This is a genomic window from Shewanella chilikensis (assembly GCF_037953065.1).
Classification (GTDB): domain Bacteria; phylum Pseudomonadota; class Gammaproteobacteria; order Enterobacterales; family Shewanellaceae; genus Shewanella; species Shewanella chilikensis.
The window spans coordinates 3,603,784-3,617,793 of record NZ_CP149966.1 but is presented as its reverse complement, the minus strand read 5'-3'; the positions used below and the strand labels follow the sequence as shown (position 1 = coordinate 3,617,793).

Sequence of the window (14,010 nt, the reverse complement as noted above, 5' to 3'; positions counted from 1 at the left end):
CTCCTTTAGGTGATTAGCATTGATGTTTTTAATCCTTTTTGGGGATTAGTGGTTGAGCAAGGTCACTTTATTTGTTTTATTCATGTTAATTAACGGCTGGTTTATCAACCTTCAAGCCTGTTTTCGAAGCCTTCAACCATGGGAACTGGTTCACAAAACGCTACTTGCTTCCCTCTTGCTTGCCTCCTTGTCTGAGGAGGATCACTTTTTAAACTTTTTCCTGTGTCAGGGTTATGAGGATCACAGTAGTGATTAGATTTCTTGCATACACTCATGTTCATATAAAACAGGAGGAAGATGATGCAGATAGGCGACTGCTGGTTTGATGAAGCCAGCGGTGAGTTACAACACAAAGGCAGGGGAGACAGTTGGCATCTTCCTCGGGCGGAGCTGCAGGTGCTGAAACTCCTGCTTGCTAATCAGGGACGTTTGGTCTCCCGTATTGAGTTGCGCGCCGGTGATGACAATCATCCCCCTTTGAGTGATTCGTCTGTAGCCCGTGCTGTCTGTATGTTGCGTGCCTTTTTGGGGCCAGAATATGAGTCTTTGATTGAAACGGTCAAGGGGCAGGGGTACCTGCTGCGCTCATCTGTGGCCCGTAAACCCCCAGGAGTGCTGGAGTCCAGGTTAAACGCCGGTCCCAAGCAACTGCTGGTGGGCTTGGTACTGATACTCATGCTTGGTCTCAGTGTCTTCTATCTGTATCGTTTACCCAGAGTGGTACCCACCATCCCACTGAACAAGCAGGAATTGACACTGCTATCTGGTCAGAGAATGGAGCTGTTTTTCTACTCCAATTCCCGTACCAACAATCAGTTGCTGACCGAACAGGGCAAGGTGCTGACCTCGGCATTGGCTCAGTGCAAGAGCAGCCCTTGGCGTAAATTATATGTGTCTCTTTCCCATGACAAACAAGTCCTTAACCTCACACTGAGAGGCGAGTATCTGGGACAGTCTGTAGTACGCAATCTCAAAATAAGCGATGGACGTCAGGTCAAGGAATTTGTCAGTGTACCTTGGCTTAAGGAGGTTGATCTCTGTGGCTAGACGTTGGCTTTGGGTGATAAATCTGCTGATCCTGATCTTTTTGCTCGGCTGTTTGTTGGTGATCTATCGTTTCAGCCAAACCGCGCCCGCTTTGGCGCTTAATTGCAGCTCCGAACTCTACGACCGGCAGTTGAACGAAGGTGAAGATGCGCAGCACTACCTGCTGCTGGATCTGCAGACCAAAGGCAAGCGAGCCCTGGTTAACTATCGCTACTTCAATATGGATGGCACTCCTGCCGGTAGTATTTTGATGCAGGGGCAACTGGCTTCGGAAGAGGCAGGGCGTTATCAAATCCTGGTCACAGATAAACAGGAACTCTCCGGCAAGGGCGAAAGGCCCGCCCATATGCAATACCTTTCCTATGTTTCCAGCTTCAACCTCAGTAATGAAGGTCTGCATCATTTGGCACTGGAAATTCTCGATGCCGATGAAGCCAAAGACTATGCTATTGTGTTGTTCCAACCGAGTAACACAGTATGTGGCTGCCGCTTGATCCATTGACGGCTGAATTTTTGCTGACGATTTCACCGTTTCCTTTCAGTTAACGCCTGTGCGCTATCCCATTCCCGTGTTGCTTGGGCTATAGTCAGGTTCTTTCATCAATTCATTGATAGTGTTCCATTATTGTGTCCAAACTACGTATCAAGCAGGAAGAAAATCTATCCATCAAATTCAGTCATCTGATGGGTGTTGGGGAGCAGCGCAAGCTGGATCTCTACTTTTCCCTGCCTAAGGAGATGGGCATAGGGCCGCAGAGTCTGAATGAAGAGGAATACTACTTCAGCGCCATTCTCGGACGGCGTTCTTACTACTCGGATGGTCTGCATCTGCCTCTGGTACAATCCAGGTTTGTAAGCCAGAAGAAGCGTACCGTCGAAGAGTTTCGTCTTTATCTGAATCTGTTTGCCTACCAGTTTGTTGTGGCGATGGAGAATGATGCCAAGGAGATTTCACGGCAATCCGAACCGGAAAACTTTTATCCCTTGCTGGAGGAGTTAACCGAGCAGACAGCGATTTTGCTGAAGAAGTTTCGCCGTAACGAACCGGCTGATGCCAGATGGAAACACTATTTTGAGAATGCCGATAACTACTTATCCTGGTTTTGTGAACAGCAGTTGTTGAAGCTGTTGGCCCATGGTCCCAGAAACAGTGATTTCAACCATGTTTCGGATAAGGTGATCACCCTCTGCCGGGTCGAGAATAACTATCGGGCAGAGCGACTCTATAACTCGGCGCAAACCCTGCAAGATCCCAATCGTATTGCCAACAAGATGTTGTTGCTCAGGCGGCTTATCCAGCAAGGGGTGGTGCTCAAAGAGGAGATTAAGCCCCTGAATACAGGGCTTAAAAAGCTGACCACAGGATTGGCTACCGCCCTGGTGATGTTGGTGGTATCTGCCTTGATTATTAAGGCGCAGGGGATATTTAGTGGCGTGACCCTGGTGTTGGTGTTGGTGTTGGCGCTGATTTACGGCGCGCGCGAGATCTTTAAAGATGATGTCCGTAATGCGTTGTGGCGTTATATCCAACGGGGACGCCCCCGTTGGAGCCGGATATTGAGGGATACTACCAACCAGAAATTTATTGCCAAACAGTTGGTTTGGCTTGAATTTATGCGCAGCCGGGATCTCCCTGATGATGTCAAAGAGATCCTCAGGCGGCGCCATAGCCAAAATAAGGTCGACGCTGAGATTCTTCACTATGGTATTCAGACCAAGGTGGCAGATACCGAATTTCTTGCGGGTTACAATACATTGCAGGAGCAGGTGGTGTTCAGCTTAGTGCCCTTTGCCCGTTATTTGGAGCGGGGTAAGGCCAAAATTTACAGCGAAACTGATGGCAGGATCACTAACGAGTCGGTGGAGCGGCGTTATCAGATAAATCTGGTCGCCGTACTCAAAGAGGGCAAGCAGGCGCCGCGTTATGCCAGATACAAGATCACCATGAACCGCTCACAGATAGTGGATGTCAGCCCCAGTGATATTCCTGATTTACTGCCGGGAATTGAGGATCTGCCCTATGACTCCGAGGTCAAGGCCAATGGCGAGTCCAGGCGCAGTAAAGAAGAGCGCGCCGAATCCAAGACTGTGGAGGAAGAAGAACATCAGGCGAATCTGGCGGCCGTGACGCAGGCCGCCGATCTTCTGTCCGAGTTGCAACCCGGCGGTGAGAAGGAAGATAAAGCCGTCACCTCCCGGGCAAGCGAGCCTAAAAATGGCGAAGGCAGTCAGCCCTGACAGCCTTCGTTGTGAAGCTGCTAAGGAAGATCCCTCAGAGGAAAATGCTAACCCCAGACTGACCAGTAAGCCGCCTGTGGCACGTTCAACTAAGTGGTGCCATGGGTTGCTATAAATGCGCTTTATCGACTCGGCTGAGAGTGCTGGTTTGTTGGAGTGAGTCTGGGGAGGGTATGCTGCCACAAACACGGTTGTTTTGAGCTGATACAGTTAACCAGGCGCTTAGTTTTGCCCAATAATCTAGAGTCGTAAAAAGATATACTGCTGTTTAGTCAAAGTTGTACTGCGTCTTTGAGCGCAGCGATTTGTGCGCGGCTGAGCTCCCTAAACTCCCCTTCAGCAAGCCTATCAAGTGTTAACTCCATTATCCGGGTACGGCAGAGATCTGTGACTTTGTAGCCCAAATGCCGACACATACGGCGAATTTGCCGCTTCTTGCCCTGAGTCAGAATAATTTCAAAACTGTTTGCTGAAACTGGCGTGACTTGTGATGCCCGCACCTGGCCATGACCGTAATCCATAGGCGCTCTCAAGGCATGGATAAACTCGTCAGTAAATGCCCGCTCCACAGTAACCCGATAACACTTGCTGTGACAGAAATCCGGGTGCATCAGTTTATGGGTCAGCTCGCCATCGTTACTGAGCAGCAGCAGACCGCGGGAATCTTTATCCAGTCTTCCGGCCGGATACAGGCGTTTATCCTGGGACAGTAGATGCAATAGACTGCTCGGGTCATCTTTGAGTAGGCGGCAATCTATGCCGACGGGTTTATTGAATAGGAGGTACGAGTGCGGCTCAGGGGGCGATATGGGTTCACCTTGGTAAAACAGCTTTTCGAGGCAATGTCGCTGCCCGGCGGCGAGGGTGACTCTGTCTGTGTGTTTGGCGAGTTTGCCACCCAGAAAAATCTCTCCGGCTTCGATGCGCCTGGCGGCTTCGCGCCTTGAACATAGGCCGGATTGCGCCAGATAGTGGGCGAGGCGGATTGTGGCTTGTTGAGATGAGTTTGGCGCTGTCGCGTCATCCCTATACGGTTTTTCAGTCATCAGTCGTTGAGCGGCTGCGACCAGTGCCACAGTCGATAAACCGTGGCTGATAGGCTGAGGCCGGCAAATACAGTGGCAATGGAGTGCAGCCACATAAACCATACCGAAAGGCAGAGGGTTTGCGCCGGGCAAAAGGCATAATTCATTGATGGCCATTGCAGCTGAGATAATAGGCCAATACCAGATACTATTCCCAGAAGGCTAAACAGGCACAGCGGCAGGTTACACAGTGCTCGATGAGAAACAAAGCAGTAGCAGCAAAGAGTAAACATCACCAAGGTATTGGTAATGAAGAAGATGGCCGCCAACTGGTGAGCAAAGAGTTCATTGTAGGGAAACACACCAAGCGCTGTTATCCCTAAGCCAACCGCTATCCCTGACCTTGACAACAAGCCGGCCGCCGCGCTGTGTTTTTGCCACCAGAGGCCACCCATGGCCAAGATGAAGCAGGCACCGCCCAGCAGCAGCGAGATGTTGTAGACATAGGCCAGCGGCGAGCTCAAGTAATCACCCAGTCTGTCCATACGCATGCTGAAAATAGCGCTGCCCACACTGTCATAAGCGGCCCAAAAGGAGGAGGCCATACCCAGTGCCGCTATACTGACGCCCACCAGAGACATCATAAATGCCAGGCGCTGCGGATCTTGTTTGTGATATTGCTCGTAAGGGGGCATGCAGTGGCTCGTTTGAACATCAGTATTCAATAATGCTTGCCAAACGGCAGCGACAAAAAACCGGTCGCAGGGACCGGTTTGGTTTTTGCATTTATTAGTTTAACTGCGGGGGCGCAGTATCACAATCACCACGGCGACCAAGGCCAGGATCATGCAGTACCAGGTATTGGCAACCGCTTCCAGGGGCGAGATCTTGAAGTGGGAAGCTATCAGCAAGGCCTGGGCACCGTAAGGAATAAGCCCTTGAATAATACAGGCGAAAATATCCAGAACACTGGCGGCGCGTTTGGGGGCCACCCCATGTTTGGCGGCCAGGTCTTTGGCGATATCACCACTGACCACAATAGAGACGGTATTGTTGGCCACGCAGGAGTTAGTCAAGGCGACAATTCCGGCCATACCCAGTTCGGCGGCGCGGCATGAGGCTTGGCCTTTGGCGCGGGAGAAACGGGCAATCAGTTTCTCAATCTGTTGGCTGACAAAACTCAGACCACCTTGCTGCTGCATCAGGGCCGCCAAACCACCAACCAGCATGGAGAGGATAAAGATCTCCTGCATATTGCCAAAGCCTTTATAGATGTCTTGGCCGAAGGTCAGCAACGAATAGTCCTGAGTGAGAAACCCCGTGGTTCCGGCCAGCAAAATACCTATGGCCAGTACCACAAATACGTTTAACCCGGCGACGGCCAGCACCAGAATACTCAAGTAAGGCAACACCTTAACAAAGTCGACCTCCTGCGGAGGCAGTTCGGCTTGACCGGAAGAGAGGAAACCGAACAGCAGTAGGGTCACAATGGCTGCCGGAATGGCAAAGATCAGGTTTTCGCGGAACTTGTCTCTCATTTCGCAGCCCTGGGTGCGGGTGGCGGCAATAGTGGTATCCGAGATAATAGACAGGTTGTCACCAAACAGGGCGCCGGACATTACAGAGCCGGCCATCAGTGGCAGCTCAATCCCTGCCTGATCGGCAACCCCAAGGGCGATAGGAGCCACGGCGGCGATCGTGCCCATGGAGGTGCCCATGGCGGTGGCGATAAAGGCGGCGATAATGAAAAAGCCGGGCAACAACAGATTAGCCGGGATCAGCTTAAGCCCCAGGGCAACTGTGGCATCAACCCCGCCAGTGGCACTGGCCACTGCGGCAAAAGCACCTGCCAGCAGGTAGATGAGGCACATGGCGATGATGTTGTTGTGGCCTATCCCCGCCATAAAGGTATTCATGGTCTGGTTGAGCTTTTGTTTGGACAGTAAAATGGCCAGTACAATTGCCGGTAATATCGCTATCGGACTTGGCAACTGATAAAAGGCAAAATCTACCCCTTGGCTTTGGAAATAGACCCCGGCACCGATAAACAGCGCCAGAAACAGAAATAGTGGCAGCAGCGCCACAAATGAGGCCGGAGCTTTAACGGCTGGAGAAGTGTTGTTCTGGGTCAAAATCTACTCTCTGTAAATCACGTTCGGCCGGGGATTCCCTCCGCAGCAGCCAAACTCGCTGAATTGCATTGTCTTAACGGCATCATCTCCTGACAAATTAGGCGAAAGAATAGGGGATAGCCAGTCGCCTGTCAATTTAGACGTCTAGATGTTTTTACTTCTATGTTGATTTTGTGCACTGTGCGGCTTAAATCTCGGTTGCGATGCTATTACCGAAGAACTTTGGTTTAGCTCAAGTGTTCAGCTGCTGTTGGCGTTGAGCTCTGTGCTGGGGTAATTCGCGACGCAACTGCTGCGCCCTGGCAAGGGTTTGGGGATTTAGCCTTTTGCCAGGGCACAACTCTTTAAGTAGTTGAGTGAGCAGCCGAGCATTATCAAACCTGACATCCTGGCTGTATTCTTTACCGGCGTAGGTGTTTCCCACTAACTCTCGGCCTCTCAGATAGGTGCATAACAGATGGCAAAACTGCTGGATCTGCACATCACTGGCCAAGATCTCCTGCTGTTCTTTTGCTTGAGCCAGAAGTTGGAGCGGAGTTTCCCAATAATCCATGGCCAGTCGATTCAGGTTACGAAGATAAGTGGCACTGGCCTTGTTGAAGATCAACCTGTTGCAGGAGATGGTGGAGATGGAGCTGCGCAGGCAGTAGGTCTCGGTAAATTGGATCTCATTGAGAATATAGGCGATAAATTTCTCCAATCCTGAGTAACCCTCCAGATTGAGCCACCAGCGAAGCCCAAGTACCTGGTCAAAGGCGCGACAGGTGAGAGCTACCAGAATATCTTCCTTGGTCTTGAAGATGCTGTAGAACAGAGTTGTGGATATGCCCAATCCCTTGGTGATGTCTGATACTTTTAGTGACAATAATCCTTCTTTGGCAATAACAGACTCTGCCAAATCCAAAATAGCTTCCCGTATACGGTTATGCTCGGGCTTATCCATTTTACAATACTCAAGAAAGTGTTGGTTTATTATAAGTTGGAGAATAAAAGTTTTTGTGTGTTAATTAGCTCTTTGTGATCCCGCTCATCAAAAAATAAAATTTTATTTTTTGATGATCCTTATTAAATCCTTTAACAAAAAAATAAAATACACATTTTCATGTGATTTAGTTCACCTATTCATTTCTGCTTCTGTAAATAATTAACTTGAGTCGGGAAGGAAGGATTGAATATGAACAATAAATTGTTATGCCCATTAATTATTTCTGTCTGTCTTGGTGGCCGCGAATTCAACTCCGAAGTGCACCACTCGCTAAATTAGGCTGCCTTGCGTAATTCATTGAATACCGCAATAGGTTGCCTGAAGCCGAGGCACTTTCTCGGTCTGGCATTTAATGCCCGTTCAATCTCACTAATTTGCTTATCTGTTACCGTCCGCAAATCGGTGCCTTTCCGTATGTATTGCCGCAGCAAACCGTTGAAGTTTTCATTCAGTCCGCGTTCCCAGGACGAATAAGGGTTAGCGAAGTAGACATCCGTTTTAAGCTTTTCTGCGACCTGTTCGTGGTCACAGAACTCGCTGCCGTTGTCCGCAGTGATAGTTCGAACATAACCTCGATATTTCCACAGCATACCAACCATGGCCCGGGCCACATCGGCTGCGCTTTTCGCTGGCACTTTGCGTATCAGGTACAGCTTACTTTTTCGCTCAACCAGGCTGACAATCGCGCCCGTACCTTGCTTGCCCAGAACCGTGTCAGCTTCCCAGTCTCCGAACCGCTTTTTCTTGTTCACGATAGCGGGACGATGCTCTATGCCTACGCGATTCGGGATAATCACACGCTTCGCACGGTTACCTTTACGGTATCTTCGGTGACTCTGGCGGAGCTGTTTGTACAACTTGCCGCCGCATAATTTATCACGCTGGACATAGCCATAAATCCACTCGTGACTGACGTTATATCCGATGATTTTACCGACACCGGCTATTTGTTCCGGACTCCATTTCTCATTGAGACCGAACTCAACAAAGGTGATGGTCAGTCCAGATATTCTAGACTTCGCGGACTGACAACGGCGTTTTAGTGCCTTCGCCTGAGCGACTTCCGGCAAGTAATGGTTATCCCGAATTCGATTGCGATTTACTTCCCGGCTGATTGTGCTGTGACTGACTTTCAGACGTTTTCCTATCTCCCGATAACTGAAACCCTCGCGTAAATAGGCCTCAATCTGGTATCGTTGTCCCTCGATCAACTGCTTGTAATTCATGGTAACTACTCATGTTTGTTTGGCGACTACAGAGTATCACCAACAGGCAGTTGATCTCTCCTCACCGTTTAACCATGAGTGGTGCACTTATTATCTGAATTCGGGGCAACTGTCAGGCGGCTATGTTGGCGGTCGAAGCCGGGATGATGGATTGGCAATCCAAAGCATCGGATTATTTTGGCGAGGCCAAAGACAATAATCCTTTTATCACTCTGAAAGGTGCCGTTGGCAACGAGTATGGTGATATTTATGGCCATGTAAAGTGGGAAGATCCGGACGATGGAGCTTACTACGGCACAGAGATCAATGTGATAGGTCAGATTAACTTAGGGGAAACAGATTGGAACCTCTACGGCCAAGTGTTTGATAAGAGTAAACCCAGTTGGGGCGAAACCAACACCATGTTGGGACTGAGCTGGGATAAGAGTTATGGCGATACCTATCTACAAGTTGCTCTGGCCGGACATTTTGTCGATGCCACTTATAAAAGCTTTGATGCCGACTTTGAAGGTGGTTTCAACGGTGGCTATGTTTATTTTCTGGCAAGCCATAAGCTAAATCTATTTAAGCAAGACTTTAAATTAACCTGGTGGCAAGAGCACTTTTTTAATCGCGAAGATGATTATTTGGTGTTATCTGGTGATGGAAAGGATTTTGGTTTTAATGGAGCTTTATCTGTTAATTGGTCTTTTACCAAAAATCTGAGTTTTATCCTGAGTTATCGGTATGCAGAAAATAACTTAGGAAAACAAGGATATCACGACGCTATTTTTTATTCCCTGCAATATCAACTCTAATTGGAAGGTGACAAGATGAAAATGAAGAGACTGTGTTATTTAATGTTGGCGGCATCCAGTCTGACATTGACGGGTTTCTCAACCCAGGTGATTGCCGGCGGCGATCTGCCGGGTACCAGTTCCAGTGCCATACCTCAGGGACAGTTGGGATATGTCTATGTGGATCCTTACAAGTTCAGCCCTTTGGTGGCGGTGATCGATCTCGGTGGCAAGTCCATCAGTGACGTCAAGGTCACAGTAAAAGGTAAGGGAAAGAAAGGGATTGATATTCAGTACCCTGTGGGATTGACTCAACTCAACACCCACAGCGGTATTCCGGTATTTGGCCTCTATCCCGATTATCTGAACCGGGTTGAGGTCAGCTACAAACTGGCCGGTAAGTCAGTGACCGAGGAATACAAGATCCGCACCAGCGCACTGCCTCACCTGCATATCGACGGCAATGCCCGCACCCAGTATGAGTATGAGCCGGTCAAAGTCGCCAAAGGTTTTGAAGACAGATTCTATCTGGTTGATGGTCAGGTGATCCCACCCAATATCCGTGACCACTGGGACTGGATCCCGACCCAGAACATCATAGATACCAACGGCGATGTGCGTTGGCATCTGAACAGCGATGTTATCTATGACCGTCCGGGCGGCTCCATGTCCTTCAAGCAGACCCGTGATGGCAAGCTGATCTTTGGTCAGGGGCTGATGTTTGAATTGCATCAAGGGTTCCAGGTGCCTTACTACGCCAAGTATGACTTTATCGGCAAGCCTATCTTCAAGCGCGAACTCCCGCGGGGCTTCAACGGTTTCTCCCATGAGATCACCGAAATGCCCAATGGTCACCTGCTGCTGAGGGTGGGTAAGCGTGATTATGTCACGCCGGATGGCCTCAAGGTCGACACAGTGCGCGACCATGTGATTGAAGTGGATCAGAACGGTGATGTTGTTAAGGTTTGGGACTTCAACAAGATACTCGACCCTATGCGTGACACTGTGCTCAAGTCATTGGATATGGGGGCGGTTTGCCTGAACGTGGATGTCTCCAAGGCCGGTGAAACCAAGACCGCCGAAGAGCTGGCCAGCGAACCCTACGGCGATGTTGCCGGGGTCGGAACCGGCCGCAACTGGCTGCATATCAACTCCATAGGTTATGACCCGGCCGATGACAGCATTATTGTCAGCTCACGCCACCAGTCTGCAGTGATTAAGGTTGGCCGTGATAATAAGGTCAAGTGGATCCTCGGCACCCCCGAAGGCTGGAAAGGAGAACTTGCCGCCAAGGTACTGAAACCCGTTGATACCAAAGGTCGGGCACTCAAGTGTGACGCCAAGGGCTGCGAAGGCAACTTTGACTGGACCTGGACTCAGCACACCGCCTGGCCGGTACCGGATAGAGGCACAGTCACAGTGTTTGACAACGGCGATGGCCGCGGTCTGGAACAACCTGCGCTGCCGACCATGAAGTATTCCCGTGGCGTCGAGTACAAAGTCGACATGGGCAAGATGACAGTGCAGCAGACCTGGGAGTACGGCAAAGAGCGGGGGTACGAGTGGTATAGCCCAATCACCTCCATCACAGAGTGGCAAGCAGATCACAAGACCATGTTTATGGCCTCGGCTTCTGCCGGACTGCTGGAAGGGGATAAGGCTCCCGAACATTGGATCACCGAAGTGGATCCCAAGAGCAATGAGGTCAAGGTTGAAATCAAGGTTAAGACTTTGATGAAACACGAGCCTGGCTATCGCTCTACTGTGGTTCACCCTGAAAGCATGTTTAATCGTTAATTATTGTTGTGGCGGCAGCCGGGCTGCCGCCTGTTTGGAGTCCGTATCATGATGAAGAAAAGTCTGTTGGCACTGAGTGCCCTGTTATTGTCCTGCTCTGTTTCTGCCGCCAAATATAATGAAGGCGAACACTATCAACTGCTGGGGGCCGCCAGCTTTGATGCCCCCAATCAAGTGGTGAAGGTGTATTCGGTCAACTGCCCCTTCTGCTACAAGTACGACAAGGCAGTGATCCCCGGCATGGTGAAAAATCTGCCCAAGGGAGTGACCTTCGATGATTATCACATCACCACAAAGCCGCCATTCGGCATGGAAAAAGCCTTGGTGCTGGCTTATGCCCAAACCCAATCCGAGCAGGCTTTAAAGACAGTCAAGATGGCACTGTACAAGAAGTATCATGACGACAAGGCCCGCTTTGCCTCTGCCGATGAAGTCATCGACTTTGGCCTCAAAGCTGCCGGCCTGGATCGCGCCGGTTTTGATGCGGCCAAGAATAGCCCTGAGGTGCAACAACTTTTGAGCAAATGGGACAGAGGTGTGGACGTCGCCAAGATCCAGGGGATCCCGGCACTGGTGGTCAATGGCAAGTACTTGATCAACACCAAGTCTATTCGCAGCATGCAGATGCTCGATGAATTGGTGGCTGAACTGGCCGCCAAGTAAGGAGTTACTGATGAATAAATTGAGTATGCTGTTTCGGGAGTTTACCCAGGCTCCCGTTCCCACACTGGCCCGCTGGCAACAGGGGCGAATACTCTGGAGCATAATGCTGGGCGCGGCGGTTTTTTTGCTCGCTTCCGCCATGGGCTATTTTCAGGTATTTCTGGAGATGGATCCCTGCGAACTGTGCGTTTACATACGCTTCAGCCAATGTTGCATAGTGCTGGCCGGTGCCATCATTTTGATCAATCCGAAGAATCATTTACTCAAGGCCTTGGGGGTTGCCCTGGCACTCTACGGCGTGATCCAGGGAATGGCCTGGTCGATTCAACTGATGAATATCCACGACGCCGCGCACCTGGTAGTGAATGAGTCGATGGACTTCTTTGCCGAGGCGGGTTCGGCGGCAGGCTCTGCCTGCTCCACCGAGCCACACTTCCCTCTGGGCTTGCCGCTGGATAAGTGGCTGCCATTTGAGTTCGCGCCTACCGGCGGCTGTGGTGAAGATGACTGGTCACTGTTTGGCATGAATATGGCGCACTATTGCATCATAGCCTATTCAGTGTTTGCCATCGGTCTGGGCGGCGCGATAGTGGGTTGGCTGGCGAGCTTCAAGGCCAAGCCATAAAAGACAGCTAATCGCGCCTGGCAAGAACCACCCTCAGGGGTGGTTTCTTTTTGTTTGGACATCTGGATGTCTGTCTGTTAATTTGATTGCTCACTCATTCAGTCAGCATTATCTGTCATCAAGGAGCGCGAGATGAAACTGGAATCCCTGGCGTTGCACCATGGTTATGAATCGGAAGCCACCACCAAGTCGGCGGCGGTGCCCATCTATCAGACGACGTCCTATACCTTCGACGATACCCAACACGGCGCCGATCTGTTTGACCTCAAGGTGCCCGGCAATATTTACAGTCGCATCATGAACCCCACCAACGCCGTGCTCGAAGCCAGAATGGCGGCCATCGAAGGCGGCATTGGCGCGCTGGCACTGGCCTCGGGAATGGCGGCCATCACCTATGCGCTGCAGGCGCTGACGGAAGTGGGCGACAACATAGTCAGCAGCAGCCAGCTCTACGGCGGCACCTATAACCTGTTCGCCCATACTCTGCCGCGCCAGGGGGTTGAGGTGCGCATGGCGTCGTTTGATGACTTCGATACCCTGGAGTCGCTTATCGATGAACGCACCAAGGCGGTGTTTTGTGAATCCATAGGCAACCCCGCCGGTAATATTGTCGATATTGCACGTTTGGCAGAAATTGCCCATAAACATGGCGTGCCCTTGGTGGTGGATAACACAGTGGCGACCCCTGTGTTGTGCCGCCCCTTCGAACATGGCGCCGATATCGTTGTCCACTCGCTCACCAAGTATGTCGGTGGTCACGGCACCACAGTGGGCGGGGTGATCATCGATTCGGGCAAGTTTGACTGGGTCGCCAATAAACACAGATTTACAGTACTCAATCAGCCGGACCCTTCCTACCATGGGGTGGTGTATACCGAAGCCTTCGGCGCGGCGGCTTATATCGGCCGTTGCCGGGTGGTGCCGCTGCGTAATACCGGCGCGGCTCTATCACCACACAGCGCCTTTTTACTGCTGCAGGGGCTGGAGACCTTGAGCCTGCGGATGGAGCGCCACTGCAGTAATGCCGAAGCGCTGGCAAGTTACCTGCAGTCCCATCCGCTGGTGAGCTGGGTCAATTATGGCGCCCTGGCAGACAGCCCTTATAAGGCCAATTGCGACAAAATCACCTCAGGTAAGGCATCCGGTATCATCAGTTTTGGTATCAAGGGGGGCAAAGAGGCCGGCGGGCGCTTTATCGATGCGCTGCAGATGATCTTGCGTCTGGTGAATATAGGCGATGCCAAGTCACTGGCCTGTCACCCTGCCACCACGACCCACAGGCAGCTCAACGCCGAGGAGTTGGCTCGCGCCGGGGTGAGTGAAGATCTGCTCCGGATCTCTGTGGGAATTGAGCATATAGACGACATCATCAGCGATGTAGCCCAGGCGCTGGAAGCTTCCCAGGGGGGAGTCGGTCGCTAAACACATCTGTTGCAAGCCGATCTGTTGTAAGCACAGACTAACTGTCTGAAAAGCCCCCGCCGCCAATACGGGGG

At 51.0% G+C, this 14,010-nt stretch carries 13 protein-coding genes; 8 read left to right on the top strand and 5 right to left on the bottom strand.

From position 1 onward, the window contains the following. Positions 1 to 300 precede the first annotated feature (300 nt). The 3 genes from WKR14_RS16440 to WKR14_RS16430 all read left to right on the top strand — a co-directional run bounded on the left by WKR14_RS16440 (position 301) and on the right by WKR14_RS16430 (position 3,285). The gene (locus tag WKR14_RS16440) at positions 301 to 1,047 is read left to right on the top strand and encodes a winged helix-turn-helix domain-containing protein (RefSeq protein WP_101053742.1); all 747 of its coding nucleotides are present in this window, start codon (positions 301 to 303) and stop codon (positions 1,045 to 1,047) included. Continuing rightward, the gene (locus WKR14_RS16435; protein ID WP_286995387.1) at positions 1,040 to 1,549 is read left to right on the top strand and encodes a hypothetical protein; all 510 of its coding nucleotides are present in this window, start codon (positions 1,040 to 1,042) and stop codon (positions 1,547 to 1,549) included. Before WKR14_RS16440 ends, WKR14_RS16435 begins: the two co-directional genes overlap by 8 nt. Positions 1,550 to 1,674: 125 nt before the next feature. Further along, positions 1,675 to 3,285 carry a hypothetical protein gene (locus WKR14_RS16430; protein ID WP_339086953.1) on the top strand — a complete coding sequence of 537 codons (1,611 nt, stop codon included), beginning with the start codon at positions 1,675 to 1,677 and terminating at the stop codon, positions 3,283 to 3,285. A gap of 272 nt (positions 3,286 to 3,557) precedes the next feature. Here WKR14_RS16430 and WKR14_RS16425 read toward each other — a convergent pair whose 3' ends face one another. The 5 genes from WKR14_RS16425 to WKR14_RS16405 form a co-directional block, all read right to left on the bottom strand. Continuing rightward, on the bottom strand, positions 3,558 to 4,271 hold the full coding sequence (locus WKR14_RS16425) for an RNA pseudouridine synthase (protein WP_339087760.1): 714 nt from the start codon (positions 4,269 to 4,271) through the stop codon (positions 3,558 to 3,560). Positions 4,272 to 4,330: 59 nt separating this feature from the next. Next, positions 4,331 to 5,005, bottom strand: a complete 675-nt coding sequence (locus WKR14_RS16420; protein ID WP_101053739.1) for a hypothetical protein — start codon at positions 5,003 to 5,005, stop codon at positions 4,331 to 4,333. 99 nt (positions 5,006 to 5,104) lie between these two features. Then, on the bottom strand, positions 5,105 to 6,442 hold the full coding sequence (locus tag WKR14_RS16415; protein WP_101053737.1) for a Na+/H+ antiporter NhaC family protein: 1,338 nt from the start codon (positions 6,440 to 6,442) through the stop codon (positions 5,105 to 5,107). 232 nt (positions 6,443 to 6,674) lie between these two features. Further along, a complete protein-coding gene (locus WKR14_RS16410; protein ID WP_165565555.1) occupies positions 6,675 to 7,385 on the bottom strand; it encodes a TetR/AcrR family transcriptional regulator in 711 nt (236 codons plus the stop codon). Positions 7,386 to 7,702: 317 nt separating this feature from the next. Continuing rightward, positions 7,703 to 8,653 (bottom strand): IS30 family transposase, encoded by a 951-nt coding sequence (locus WKR14_RS16405; RefSeq protein ID WP_115389073.1) that lies wholly within the window; start codon positions 8,651 to 8,653, stop codon positions 7,703 to 7,705. A gap of 122 nt (positions 8,654 to 8,775) precedes the next feature. Between WKR14_RS16405 and WKR14_RS16400 the strand changes: the two genes are divergently transcribed. From WKR14_RS16400 to WKR14_RS16380, 5 genes are all read left to right on the top strand, one after another. Beyond that, positions 8,776 to 9,450: a hypothetical protein gene (locus WKR14_RS16400; protein ID WP_339086950.1), complete on the top strand. Its 675-nt coding sequence runs from the start codon at positions 8,776 to 8,778 to the stop codon at positions 9,448 to 9,450. 15 nt (positions 9,451 to 9,465) lie between these two features. Beyond that, positions 9,466 to 11,226: an aryl-sulfate sulfotransferase gene (locus WKR14_RS16395; protein WP_101053728.1), complete on the top strand. Its 1,761-nt coding sequence runs from the start codon at positions 9,466 to 9,468 to the stop codon at positions 11,224 to 11,226. A gap of 48 nt (positions 11,227 to 11,274) precedes the next feature. After that, the gene (locus WKR14_RS16390) at positions 11,275 to 11,889 is read left to right on the top strand and encodes a thiol:disulfide interchange protein DsbA/DsbL (protein WP_226565676.1); all 615 of its coding nucleotides are present in this window, start codon (positions 11,275 to 11,277) and stop codon (positions 11,887 to 11,889) included. A 10-nt stretch (positions 11,890 to 11,899) separates the two neighbouring features. Next, complete coding sequence (locus WKR14_RS16385) at positions 11,900 to 12,514, top strand: disulfide bond formation protein B (RefSeq protein WP_101053725.1); 615 nt, start codon at positions 11,900 to 11,902, stop codon at positions 12,512 to 12,514. A 132-nt stretch (positions 12,515 to 12,646) separates the two neighbouring features. Then, the gene (locus tag WKR14_RS16380; protein WP_101053722.1) at positions 12,647 to 13,936 is read left to right on the top strand and encodes an O-acetylhomoserine aminocarboxypropyltransferase/cysteine synthase family protein; all 1,290 of its coding nucleotides are present in this window, start codon (positions 12,647 to 12,649) and stop codon (positions 13,934 to 13,936) included. The last annotated feature ends 74 nt before the right edge of the window (positions 13,937 to 14,010 follow it).

Excerpts from the sequence above, each read along its gene's own strand:
- WKR14_RS16440 (WP_101053742.1), top strand. The coding sequence starts at position 301 with ATGCAGATAGGCGACTGCTGGTTTGATGAAGCCAGCGGTGAGTTACAA.
- WKR14_RS16420 (WP_101053739.1), bottom strand. The coding sequence starts at position 5,005 with ATGCCCCCTTACGAGCAATATCACAAACAAGATCCGCAGCGCCTGGCA.
- WKR14_RS16410 (WP_165565555.1), bottom strand. The coding sequence starts at position 7,385 with ATGGATAAGCCCGAGCATAACCGTATACGGGAAGCTATTTTGGATTTG.
- WKR14_RS16405 (WP_115389073.1), bottom strand. The coding sequence starts at position 8,653 with ATGAATTACAAGCAGTTGATCGAGGGACAACGATACCAGATTGAGGCC.
- WKR14_RS16400 (WP_339086950.1), top strand. The coding sequence starts at position 8,776 with ATGTTGGCGGTCGAAGCCGGGATGATGGATTGGCAATCCAAAGCATCG.
- WKR14_RS16395 (WP_101053728.1), top strand. The coding sequence starts at position 9,466 with ATGAAAATGAAGAGACTGTGTTATTTAATGTTGGCGGCATCCAGTCTG.
- WKR14_RS16390 (WP_226565676.1), top strand. The coding sequence starts at position 11,275 with ATGATGAAGAAAAGTCTGTTGGCACTGAGTGCCCTGTTATTGTCCTGC.
- WKR14_RS16385 (WP_101053725.1), top strand. The coding sequence starts at position 11,900 with ATGAATAAATTGAGTATGCTGTTTCGGGAGTTTACCCAGGCTCCCGTT.
- WKR14_RS16380 (WP_101053722.1), top strand. The coding sequence starts at position 12,647 with ATGAAACTGGAATCCCTGGCGTTGCACCATGGTTATGAATCGGAAGCC.